The following is an 11918-nucleotide window of genomic DNA, read 5'->3' as shown; positions in this document are numbered from 1 at the left end:
CTAGATTGATTAAAGTGCTTTCAGCTCCTCAATCCGTATTTGAACGGCTGCTTGTTTTTCTAAATAATCAGCTTGTTTTTCTCGCTCACCTTGGACCACCATTTCAGGTGCTGAATTGACAAATTTTTCATTAGAAAGCTTTTGATTAACCCGTTCAACCTCTTTTGTCCATTTATCAAGCTCCTTAGTCAAGCGCGCAATTTCTTCCTCAACATTAATTAAATCAGCAAGTGGTAAGAAGATTTCAGCACCTGTCAAAACTGCACTCATCGCTAATTTAGGTACTTCGATTGTATCACTAATCTCCAATACTTCTGGATTGGTAAAGCGAGCAATATAATTTTTATTATTAATCAAGAAATCTTTTAATTGATTATCTTTTGTTTGTATTAATAATTTTATTTTCTTAGAAAGTGGCGTATTCACTTCACTACGGATATTACGAACTGCTCGTATCAGCTCTTTAAGTGCTTCAACACCAACGGTCGCTTCTGGATGATTAAGTTGCGCATTAACCGTTGGATACTCAGCAATGACAATACTTTCACCTGAATGTGGTATTTTTTGCCAAATCTCTTCGGTTACAAACGGCATGATTGGATGCAACAAGCGCAAGACGTTATCTAGTACGTAAACCAAAACCGATTTAGTGGTTAATTTTGCTGCTTCATCTTCGCCATATAAGACTTCTTTGGTTAATTCAATATACCAATCGGCAAATTCATCCCAAATGAAATTATAAAGGACACGACCCGCTTCACTAAATTCAAATTTATCAAAAAGGTGCGTAACCGATTCAATCGTTTCATTCAAACGCGTTAAAATCCAATCGTCTGTTGCATTACGATTTTGAGAAATATCTAAATCTTCGTAAGATAAGTCCTCAACATTCATCATAATATAACGTGATACATTCCAGATTTTATTAATAAAGTTCCATGAGGCATCCATCTTTTCATAGCTAAAGCGAATGTCTTGCCCGGGAGCTGAGCCATTAATCAAGAACCAGCGCAACGAATCTGCACCGTATTTTTCAATCACATCCATTGGGTCAATCCCATTACCGAGCGATTTACTCATCTTACGACCTTCCTCATCACGAATTAAACCGTGAATCAGCACATTTTTAAAAGGTCGTTCCCCTGTAAACTCAAGGCTTTGGAAAATCATCCGACTCACCCAGAAAAAGATGATATCATAGCCAGTGACTAGAGTTGAAGTCGGAAAATAACGTTTGAAATCCTCTGCATTCGTATTCGGCCAGCCCATCGTTGAAAAAGGCCAGAGTGCTGATGAAAACCAAGTATCCAAAACATCTGGGTCTTGCGCCCAATTTTCAATATCAGCTGGTGCTTCCATGCCAACATACGTTTCGCCAGTCGTTTTATGATACCAAGCTGGAATTTGATGTCCCCACCATAATTGACGAGAAATCACCCAGTCATGGACATTTTCCATCCAACGCGTAAAGGTTTGATTAAAGCGTGGTGGGAAAAATTCAACCGCCTGTTCTGTAGACTGATTTTCAATCGCTTGTTTCGCCAATTCATCCATTTTAACAAACCATTGCGTTGAAAGACGAGGCTCAACAATCGCCCCACTACGCTCTGAATGTCCGACCTGGTGAACCGTTTCTTTAATCGCCACCAATAAGCCAAGCGCTTTTAAGTCTGCCACAATTTGCTTACGTGCTTCAAAACGGTCCAATCCCTCGTATTTGCCACCCTCATGATTAATCGTGCCATCATCGTTCATCATGTTAATCATTGGTAAATCATGACGCAGGGCAACTTCAAAGTCATTTGGATCATGTGCTGGGGTGATTTTAACGACCCCTGTCCCTTTTTCCATATCGGCGTGTTCGTCAGCTAGGATTGGAATTTCACGGTCAATAATCGGCAGCTTAACCGATTTACCGATTAAATGCTGATAGCGTTCATCCTCTGGATTGACAATGACTGCCGTATCCCCAAGATAGGTTTCTGGACGAGTGGTCGCAATCTCAACATAGCCAGAACCGTCCGTTAGCTCATAATTAATATGGTAAAAAGCACCATTAATATCCTTATGAATCACCTCAATATCAGATAGTGCTGTTCTTGCCTTGGGATCCCAGTTAATCAGCTTTTCACCACGATAAATCCAACCTTTTTCATAGAGTGTGACAAAGACCGTTTTAACGGCTTCTGATAAGCCCTCATCCAAGGTAAAACGTTCACGAGAATAATCGAGTGATAACCCTAATTTGCCCCACTGCGACTTAATTGTCCCGGCATATTCATCCTTCCATTCCCACGCCTTTTCTAAGAACTTTTCTCGACCTAAATCATAACGAGAAATACCCGCTTCCGCTAAACGTGCCTCAACCTTTGCCTGCGTTGCAATACCTGCATGATCCATCCCCGGTAGCCAAAGTGTATCATAGCCTTGCATCCGCTTTTGACGAATCAAAATATCCTGTAAGGTCGTATCCCAAGCATGCCCTAAATGCAGTTTCCCTGTGACATTCGGTGGTGGAATCACGATTGAATAAGGCTTCGCTTTTTTATCACCGCTTGGCTTAAAAAAGTTCTGCTCTAACCACCATTGGTACTTGCCAGCTTCAACCTCATTCGGTTGGTATTTGGTTGATAAATTTTCTGTCATTATAGCTCCTTATGCTTAATTATTAATTGTTAATTGTTAATTGCTATCTATTTCTTGCTCAACTCATCTAATGTCTCACCCTGCTCATTCATCAATACTTCCCAAGAATTAACGCCACCAAAATATAAGAATAAGCCAACTTCATTGACTGACTTTAAGATGACGTCTTCAATCAAGATATAATCTTGAATCGCTTGTTGATTCTCAATCCGCAGGGTTTCGCCAAATTTATCAGAAAATGATTTTTCACCTTTAGCAGTCAATATAAAGTCTTTTTTTAAATTTGCACCTTTTAAAATGCGTATTTGATGATTTTTTTCCCAGAAGACAGTTGCCTTAACACCTTGATAATCGATATATAACGGCATTTCTGAAAACCGCTTATTAAAACGATGGACTGCTTTACCTTTAGGTACCTTATTAATCAAGGTCTTCAGACGTTCTAATTTCACTAAAATTTGATCATCGGCAATTGCTTCAATTTCTTCAATAATCTTTAAAAGTTCTTCTTTATCCATAACATCACATCCTTAAACTGATTTCCGTCATTTAAACATTCATGCCCTATCAAAAGTTCAATTTTCGTAAGATAAGTGTTATTTGAGCCTTTGAACCAAGTTTTTAAAGCGCCCTTAAGTTACTTGTAAAAACTTAGTTCAAAGACATACCTTGTCGACTAACTGCCTCAAATTTCATTCTGAAATTTTCGGAGAGTAAGCCGTCATGGCAAAAAGCCCTAATCAACCAATGTTGATTAGGGCGAATTTCTCCACGGTACCACCTAAATTTATAGATAATAATATCTATCTCATTAATCCTATTAAACTAACACTAAGCTACCTTCAGCCAGTTGGAATGAAAACTTTCAGCAAATGTTTTCTCTCTTAAAAACCTTGTGGCATACTCCTCTTAATGAAATTAAGTTTATCATTAATCAATCATTTGTCAATGTTAATTATCTATCAAAACTAATGATAATTAGCAATTCAAGGTCTGTGCTGCTGTAATAATTGAAAGCTTATAAACATCCTCTTCACTTGCACCACGTGATAAATCAGAAACTGGTTTATTTAAGCCTTGTAAAATTGGACCAATCGCTTCAAAATTACCTAGGCGTTGGGCAATTTTATAGCCAATATTCCCCGCTTGCAAATCAGGGAAAATAAAGACATTCGCCGCACCAGCCACGTCTGATTCAGGTGCTTTAATTGCAGCAACAGATTGGGCATATGCCGCATCAAATTGCAGCTCGCCATCTAAGGCTAAATCAGGTGCCAAGTTTTTGGCAATTTCTGTTGCTTCAACCACTTTATCAACATCCTCAGATGTCCCTGAGCCTTTAGTTGAAAAGCTTAGCATCGCCACTTTTGGATCAATATCAAAAATGCGTGCAGTTTCCGCAGATGCAATCGCAATTTCAGCGAGCTCTTGTGCACCTGGTTTAACATTTATTGCACAATCACTAAATAGATACTTCTCCTCGTCACGACCACGTATCATTAAAAAGGCACCTGAGGTTCTTGAAATGCCCGGCTTAGTTTTGATAATTTGGAGCGCTGGCCTCACTGTCTCTGCTGTCGAATGAATCGCACCGCTCACTAAGCCATCTGCCTTATCCATATAAACAAGCATTGTACCAAAATAATTGCCATCCTTTACTAGCTCTGCAGCCTGCTCTCGACTGAGCTTACCTTTACGACGCTCGACTAAGCTGTCAATCATTTCAGCGAGACCATCATAGTTATTTGGATCGATAATTTCAAATGCTGATGATTGTAAGCCACGTTTGCGAATCGAATCAACGACCTCATCATGATCACCTATCAATACAGGAATAACCAAATCCTCTGCGCGAAGCCTTGCCGCAGCTCCCAATACTCGCGGATCAGTTGCTTCTGGGAAAACAATCCGAATGCCTCGTCTTACAATCTTAAATCTCAAACTATCAAATAATTCCAAAATATCCTCCTCATTGAATTAGCATAAAATTTGTTCACAATCTATATTTTAATCCAAAGTCTGATAACATACAATAGTAAACGCTTACCAATTTATGATTTGCTCATTTTTTTCAGCTAATAACTGATTAATTTTAGAAAAGGGCTTACTACCTAAAAAACCTCGATATGCTGATAATGGACTAGGATGAGCTGATTCAATAAAACGACCATTGCTAATCAGCGGTTTAAGCTTTTGTGCCTGTTTCCCCCACAAAACATAGATTAAGTCATCCTTTTGATTTAAGTAGTGAATCACATTTTGAATAAAGGTGTCCCAACCAATAGCTTGATGACTATTCGCTTGGTGTGCTTCTACTGTTAAAACCGTATTTAATAGGAGCACACCCTGCGCTGCCCAGTCGCTCAAATCACCATTTGTTCTTTTAAGCTGCGTGTCAGCTTCAAGCTCCTGAAAAATATTCCTTAGGCTTGCTGGTAATTTTTCTGATTCGTTAACTGAAAATGCTAGCCCTGTAGCTTGACCATTGTGATAGGGATCTTGCCCAAAAATCACAACCTTGACTTCTTCAAAGGGCGTCAGTTCAAATGCTCTAAATATAGCCTGACAAGCGGGATAAACAGTTTTTACTTGATATGCATGCTTTACATGCTTCATTAAAGCTTGATAATAAGATTTCTTAGCTTCCATTTCAAAAAAGCTTTGCCAATTGTTCATTATATTCTCCTTAAATTCAACCATTATTGAATATTTTATCACGAGAAATAAAGTCAAGCAAAACGAGCTAATGACTTAAATAAACAACGATTGTGTGGGCAATTGAAAGCACGACTAATTCCCAAGCAACATCTTTAATTAAAGCTCTGATTTTAGTTTTCCATTGGTAAAAATACTTCGCTATTCTTTTTAACATTCAATCACCTCATTTATTATTTATCAACATTTTGCCCATTCATTCTTAAAATCAGCTAAATACTTTTTAAAGGATTGTTTAACAAATAGCAGCTTTGATATTTAGACTCTATCATAAATTGAATTGATAAATATTTTAGTTCAATTTTTATTTATCTTGAAATAATAAAAAGAGAGAACTTTCTAAAGGCGTGAATTTGGATTTATTTCCAAGAAAGATAAGGCAATATGCACACCATGAAGCTTAATTTAGAAGGATTCCATGTCGTTTGAGCAACATCAAAAAACAGTCGTCCGAAGATAACTGTTTAACGGCCTCATTGATCATTTTAGTAAAATCAGTCCGATTTGACATTGATCCGATATCTAATACTTGTATTTCATAATAACAATACAAAAATGACATCAACCAAAGCAAGCTGTGACACTGTTGCTTTGAGCTGATGCCCATTTATCAATATTGTTAAAGTTCTTTAGATTAGCTACTTAGAAAATTCATGACTAAGCAACTGAATCGTCGCCCACTTCTTCAAACTGGCTATTGTAAAGATTAGCATAAAAGCCAGCTTTTTTAAGTAATTCTTGATGAGTACCCTGCTCGATAATATCACCATGGTTCATCACCAATATTTTATCCGCATCTTTAATCGTTGATAGACGGTGTGCAATCACAAAGCTCGTTCGACCCTTCATCAAATTATTCATCGCTTCTTGAATCAAGCCTTCTGTTCTTGTATCAACACTTGAGGTTGCTTCATCTAAAATCAGAATTGGTTTATCCGCTAAAATAGCACGAGCAATTGTAAGAAGCTGTTTTTGTCCTTGCGAAATATTACTTGAATCCTCATTCAAGGCCATTTGGTAACCACCCGGTAAGGTTTGAATGAAGTGGTGAACATGCGCTGCTTTAGCTGCTGCATAAACCTCTTCGTCAGTTGCTTCTAAACGGCCATATCGGATATTCTCCATAATGGTACCTTTAAATAACCAGGTATCCTGTAAAACCATACCAATATTTTGACGTAAATCTGCACGGTTAAATTCTCTAATATCATGACCGTCAACCTTGATTGCACCATTATTAACATCATAAAAACGCATTAATAATTTGACCATCGTTGTCTTTCCAGCTCCAGTTGGACCAACAATTGCAACAGTTTGCCCTGCCTCTACATGAGAATTAAAATCATGAATCACAATTTTATCCTCACTATAGCCAAAGGCAACATGTTCAAAGTCTACAACACCCTCTACATGATCTAGCTTTACTGCATTTTCAACATTTTGTGCTTCTTCGCTTTCATTTAAAAACTCAAAGACACGCTCTGCTGCTGCGACCATTGATTGTAATAAATTTGATACCTGTGCCAATTGTGAAATTGGCTGAGTAAACGAACGGACATATTGAATAAAGGCCTGAATATCACCTACTGTAATGGTACCGTTAAATGCCAATATACCACCGCTAATCGCCACACCAACATAACCCAAATTCCCCACAAAATTCATCAATGGCTGCATTAAACCAGAAAGAAATTGTGATTTCCAAGCTGAATCAAATAAAATTTCATTTTTTTCTCTAAATACCTTTGATGAATTAGCTTCATCATTAAAGAGACGAACAATATTATGTCCTGAAATTGTTTCTTCAACTTGACCATTAATAACACCGAGATATTCCTGTTGTGTTCTGAAATATTTTTGTGAGAGCTTGACCACTATCGCAATTAAGCCAGCTGAAATTGGTAAAATTGCCATCGCAATTAATGTCATCAATGGACTGATCGTCAACATCATAATCAAAACACCAACAATTGTACAAATTGAGGTAATCAGCTGTGTAACAGATTGATTTAAGCTTTGACCTAATGTATCAACATCGTTGGTAATTCTTGAAAGCACATCCCCAATCGGACGTGACTCAAAATAGCTCATTGGCATTCGATCAATTTTTTCACTAATATCTCGGCGCATTCTATACGAAATTTTTTGAGTAATTGTTGACATAATCCAACCTTGAATAAATGAAAAGATTGAACTAATCGCATAAATTCCCAACATAAATAGTAAAATGCTACCAATTTTATCAAAGTTGATTGAACCAGTTCCTTGATATTTTTCTACTAAGCCATTAAATAATTCGGTAATCGCCTTTGATAAAATCTTAGGACCCCAAATGGTAAAAATAGTTGAGGCTACAGCCGCAATTAATACTATAGCTAAGGCAATTTTGTAACCACCAAGATAATTAAAAAACTGTTTTAACGTGCCTTTAAAATCTTTCGCTTTTTCAACTGGCGCACCCACAGGGCCACCACCTCTTGGTCCAAAGCCTTTTGGACTAGGCACATTTTGTTTTCCTTGATTCTTTTCTGCCATTTTGTCCTCCTAGTCTGCTTCTTCTATGCCAAGCTCTTGATTATTAAGTTGGCTTTTGGCAATTTCCTGATAAATCTCCGAAGTCTTCATTAATGTTTCATGTGTGCCAATTGCTGAAACCTTACCTTCATTTAATACGACAATTTGTTCAGCATGCATAATTGTAGAAATTTTTTGAGCGACAATGATTGTTGTAACAGAATTCATTGCCTTTTCTAAGGCTTTTCTTAAGGCAATATCCGTCTGGTTATCTAATGCAGAGAAACTATCGTCAAAAATTAAAATTTGAGGCTGTTTTGCAATCGCTCTTGCAATCGATAGACGTTGCTTTTGTCCTCCAGAAACATTATTCCCGCCTTGCGAAATTGGTCGTGTAAAGCCAGCTTCATTTTGACTAATAAACTCGCTTGCCTGAGCAATATCGGCAGCTCTTTTCATCGCCTCATCACTAACTTCACCTGCGCCAAATTTGATATTTGATTCGATATCACCTGAGAATAATGTTCCCTTTTGTGGCACAAATCCAAGCTGATTATGTAAATCAAACAAAGTCATCTCGCGAATATCTACATCGTCAATCTTAATTTTACCTGAGGTCACATCGTAAAAGCGTGGGATTAAATTGACAATTGTCGATTTACCTGAACCGGTTGAGCCAATAATCGCTGTTGTTTCGCCTGGACGAGCCGTAAAGCTGATATCCTCTAATACATTCTCAGTTGCATCTGGAAAATGAAAGCTGACATTTTCAAATGAAACAAGCCCCTTAATGCCCTGCACTAATTTAACTGGATTTTTAGGATCAATGATTGAGGGCTTAGTATTAATTACCTCATCCACACGTTCAGCAGCAACATTTGAACGTGGTAAAATAATTGAAACCATTGAAAGCATCATAAATGCCATGACAATCTGCATTGTATAAGTAATAAATGCCATCATGTCACCTACCTGCATCGTGCCATCAGAAATATTGTGCCCACCAAACCAAACAATCATCGCAGAAACGACATTCATTAAAAGCATCATCAATGGCATCATTAGTGTCATTGCCCGATTAACAAATAATTGTGTTTTCATCAAATTCTCATTCGCTTGGTCAAACCGTTTTTCTTCAAACTTTTCACGGCTAAAGGCACGAATTACTGGCAAGCCAGTCAATATTTCTCTAGAAACTAAATTGACACGGTCAACTAACTTTTGTAGCTTTTTAAATTTAGGCATTGTAGTACCTACTAAAAGTAAAACAATTAGCAGAACTAAACCAACGGCCACACCAACAATCCAGCCCATGCTGGTTTCGGTCTTCATAACCATATATATACCGCCTAAACCAAGTATAGGCGCATAAAGCACTAAACGGATACTTAAAACCAAGCCCATTTGGATTTGTTGAATGTCATTTGTATTTCGAGTGATTAATGATGCCGCTGAAAATTGATTCATTTCAGCATTAGAAAACTCAAGTGTTCGTTCATACTGGTCAATTCTGAGCTTCTTAGAGATTAATGCTGCCAAATATGAAGCAATGAGTGCAACAATAATTGAGGCAACTACTGAGAGAAAGGTTAAGCCAATCATTTTAGCACCAGTTAAAAGCATATAATTCATTTGAATTTGCTTTAAATCCTTACCTAAAGCTTTATACTCAGCTTTTACATAAGCAATACCTGACTGCCTTAAGGTCGAATCAGAAATATCCTCCGCCTTCTCATCTGCTTGTACTCTAATTTTCAATAAATCCTCTTTGGTCATCAAGCCCTTTTGATATGCAGCTATAATCGTTGTCAGATTTTTACTCTGATCCTTTTCCTGACTCAACTGACTAACAATCAGCATGGGCATTTCAAATGACTTTTCTAGCTTTGATTCAGAGGTGTCATCATTTTCCTTTAGCTTATAAATACCCTTTTCATTGAGTTGATAATTTGCTTCTACTGTAGCCTGTTCTTTTTCCGTCATGAACAGCTCAAGTGTTGCCAAACTATCTTTTCTGATTTCAGACGGTGTTGCCGATTCAATACCGCCTTGCATAATACCAGTATCGACAATATCGCTTGTTAAATTTGGTAAGCTTAAATCACTAAAGGCTTGAACACCTAGTAAGCCTAAAACGAGTATTAAGACATACCAATAAGGCTTTAAATATCTAAAAATCTTCAAGTTTCCTGCTCCATTTCTACTAAAACTAATTTTCTTTTCAATGTTGACTATTCTGAGCTCAGACCATCGATAGTTAAGACCAGATTCACAACCTTTAAAAACAAAAAAATATCTTGGTACTGAGATATATTAACGCTGGATGAAAATTATGTCAAGCCATAATTCTTCAAAAAAAGTTAACAAAAAAATTATTAATCAATACATTACCTGATAAATAAAAAACTAAACAAATCTTTAAGATTTGTTTAATTTTTTATTATTTATTCTTATGGGAAAAATCCTTGTCAGACTTCATCCTCTCATCCAGACTAGCTCTTAGCTTGTCGATAAGATGCTCTAGCTGATCAATTTCCTCTTGTTCCAAGCCAGAAAATAAATTCAGTAAGATTTCTTTATTGGGACGCATTTGACGCACCTTTTCACGTCCCAATTCTGTGATTAATACCCTTGTTCGTCGTCGATCTTTGCGATCCTGCTCTCGCTTAATCAGTTCATTTTTTTCGAGTTTATTTAAAAGCTCTGCTACTGCCGCTGAGCGAATATGCATTCTTTCACCAATTTCTGTTGGTGTCATGCCATCATGATGAATCAAATTCATCAATAATAAATTTTGCCCCTCTGGTGGACTGACACCCATTTTTTTCAAATACTCTCTACTCTCATGAAGAAAATGTTTAAATTTTCTAGCAATCAGCATTTCTTGACTCTCCATAAGTTCACGACCTTTACAATTAACGATGAACGATAAAAGCTGTTCATTTTAATAGAGTAAAATTACGTTGTTAATTGTACACCATTATTGACTAATTGTTAATGGATTTGCCAAAGATAAATTAAAACGGCAGCTAAAATAATTTGAATTAGGCAAATCAAAATGCCCAAAAATAGAAATCGCAGGCCTGCTTTGATAAATTTAGCAAAATTTAAACGTAGCCCAATCGCTGCAAGTGCTGTAATTTCAAACCAGCTACTTAGCTGATGGGCAGTAATGTTTAGGCAGTTGTCTAGCTTAAAATTACTATTTATAATACATAATACTAAAAAACAAATGATATACCACGGTAACGGTAATTTGATTTTTGAAGAGCGGCTTTTTTCTGCTTTATTAACTTCTGTCACTCTTTGAAAACTAATCACAACAGCTACTAAAAATAAAATTCTAGTTATTTTAAACAGCATTGCATAATCAACAAGCTGAGGATTAATTAAGCTAGCACTAGCAACAACTTGACCGACTGACTGCAAGGTCCCACCAATTAAAGCACTCTTGCTTAAAATATTGTTACCATATAGTAAATAACCGATAACTGGCATCAGAAGCATTAAAACAGTACCCTGTAAATTGACTAGAGTGATTGCTTGTCCTTTAGACTCATCGTCAGCTTGAATCGCTGGGGCAATCGCACCAATCGCTGAAGAACCACAAACAGCATTCCCACCTGCTATTAAAAGGCTGAAGCTCTTAGAAAAGCCGAGCCTTTGACCAATCCAAATCGTTATAATAATAATTAAAAGCATCATCATGATGATATAAAATAACCCTGTTAAACCAATTTCGCCAATCGTCTTAAATGTCACCGTCAAGCCTAAAAGTACAACTGATAATTCGAGGAGCCTACTTTCAGAAAACTTGGTACCTGCTTCCCAAACGGATTGCTTAAAAAAAACATTTCCTAAAAAAATACCTAAAAAGATAGCGATTGTTGCACCGCCTATTGCTGGCAAAAATATAGCTAAGCATTTCGACATAATCGCCACAAGAAAACTTAAAGCTAAGCCAGGCAAAATTTGTTTTAAGCTTTTTTCAAAATTTAATAATGATTTCATTACATAAACCCTCATTTCTAAAATAATTATAA

At 36.9% G+C, this 11918-nt stretch carries 9 protein-coding genes; all 9 read right to left on the bottom strand.

The window, feature by feature from the left end:
- Positions 1 to 9: 9 nt before the first annotated feature.
- The 9 genes from HOY35_RS02660 to HOY35_RS02625 all read right to left on the bottom strand — a co-directional run bounded on the left by HOY35_RS02660 (position 10) and on the right by HOY35_RS02625 (position 11886).
- Positions 10 to 2646, bottom strand: coding sequence for a valine--tRNA ligase (locus tag HOY35_RS02660; protein WP_172210464.1), 2637 nt, complete (start codon positions 2644 to 2646; stop codon positions 10 to 12).
- A 47-nt stretch (positions 2647 to 2693) separates the two neighbouring features.
- Positions 2694 to 3164 (bottom strand): hypothetical protein, encoded by a 471-nt coding sequence (locus HOY35_RS02655; RefSeq protein ID WP_172210463.1) that lies wholly within the window; start codon positions 3162 to 3164, stop codon positions 2694 to 2696.
- Positions 3165 to 3624: 460 nt separating this feature from the next.
- Positions 3625 to 4605, bottom strand: a complete 981-nt coding sequence (pta, locus tag HOY35_RS02650; protein ID WP_172210462.1) for a phosphate acetyltransferase — start codon at positions 4603 to 4605, stop codon at positions 3625 to 3627.
- Positions 4606 to 4689: 84 nt separating this feature from the next.
- Positions 4690 to 5322, bottom strand: coding sequence for a uracil-DNA glycosylase (locus HOY35_RS02645; protein WP_172210461.1), 633 nt, complete (start codon positions 5320 to 5322; stop codon positions 4690 to 4692).
- A 67-nt stretch (positions 5323 to 5389) separates the two neighbouring features.
- Positions 5390 to 5518 (bottom strand): hypothetical protein, encoded by a 129-nt coding sequence (locus HOY35_RS13580; protein WP_283770033.1) that lies wholly within the window; start codon positions 5516 to 5518, stop codon positions 5390 to 5392.
- 500 nt (positions 5519 to 6018) lie between these two features.
- The gene (locus HOY35_RS02640) at positions 6019 to 7896 is read right to left on the bottom strand and encodes an ABC transporter ATP-binding protein (RefSeq protein ID WP_172210460.1); all 1878 of its coding nucleotides are present in this window, start codon (positions 7894 to 7896) and stop codon (positions 6019 to 6021) included.
- A 9-nt stretch (positions 7897 to 7905) separates the two neighbouring features.
- Complete coding sequence (locus HOY35_RS02635; protein ID WP_172210459.1) at positions 7906 to 10059, bottom strand: ABC transporter ATP-binding protein; 2154 nt, start codon at positions 10057 to 10059, stop codon at positions 7906 to 7908.
- Positions 10060 to 10315: 256 nt separating this feature from the next.
- On the bottom strand, positions 10316 to 10771 hold the full coding sequence (locus HOY35_RS02630) for a MarR family winged helix-turn-helix transcriptional regulator (protein ID WP_172210458.1): 456 nt from the start codon (positions 10769 to 10771) through the stop codon (positions 10316 to 10318).
- Between the two features lie 98 nt (positions 10772 to 10869).
- Entirely contained in the window at positions 10870 to 11886 is a 1017-nt protein-coding gene (locus HOY35_RS02625; RefSeq protein WP_172210457.1) for a YeiH family protein, read from the bottom strand.
- Between the last annotated feature and the right edge of the window lie 32 nt (positions 11887 to 11918).

Origin of the sequence: Enterococcus sp. MMGLQ5-1 (genome assembly GCF_013155265.1) — a bacterium.
Taxonomy (GTDB): domain Bacteria; phylum Bacillota; class Bacilli; order Lactobacillales; family Streptococcaceae; genus MMGLQ5-1.
The sequence above is the reverse complement of the archived record's forward strand: the minus strand, read 5'-3'. Positions and strand labels throughout refer to the sequence as shown.

What these genes read in the sequence shown, in the direction of transcription:
- HOY35_RS02655 (WP_172210463.1), bottom strand. Translation starts at nt 3,164, where the DNA reads ATGGATAAAGAAGAACTTTTAAAGATTATTGAAGAAATTGAAGCAATT.
- HOY35_RS02630 (WP_172210458.1), bottom strand. Translation starts at nt 10,771, where the DNA reads ATGGAGAGTCAAGAAATGCTGATTGCTAGAAAATTTAAACATTTTCTT.
- HOY35_RS13580 (WP_283770033.1), bottom strand. Translation starts at nt 5,518, where the DNA reads ATGTTAAAAAGAATAGCGAAGTATTTTTACCAATGGAAAACTAAAATC.
- HOY35_RS02640 (WP_172210460.1), bottom strand. Translation starts at nt 7,896, where the DNA reads ATGGCAGAAAAGAATCAAGGAAAACAAAATGTGCCTAGTCCAAAAGGC.
- HOY35_RS02660 (WP_172210464.1), bottom strand. Translation starts at nt 2,646, where the DNA reads ATGACAGAAAATTTATCAACCAAATACCAACCGAATGAGGTTGAAGCT.
- HOY35_RS02625 (WP_172210457.1), bottom strand. Translation starts at nt 11,886, where the DNA reads ATGAAATCATTATTAAATTTTGAAAAAAGCTTAAAACAAATTTTGCCT.
- HOY35_RS02645 (WP_172210461.1), bottom strand. Translation starts at nt 5,322, where the DNA reads ATGAACAATTGGCAAAGCTTTTTTGAAATGGAAGCTAAGAAATCTTAT.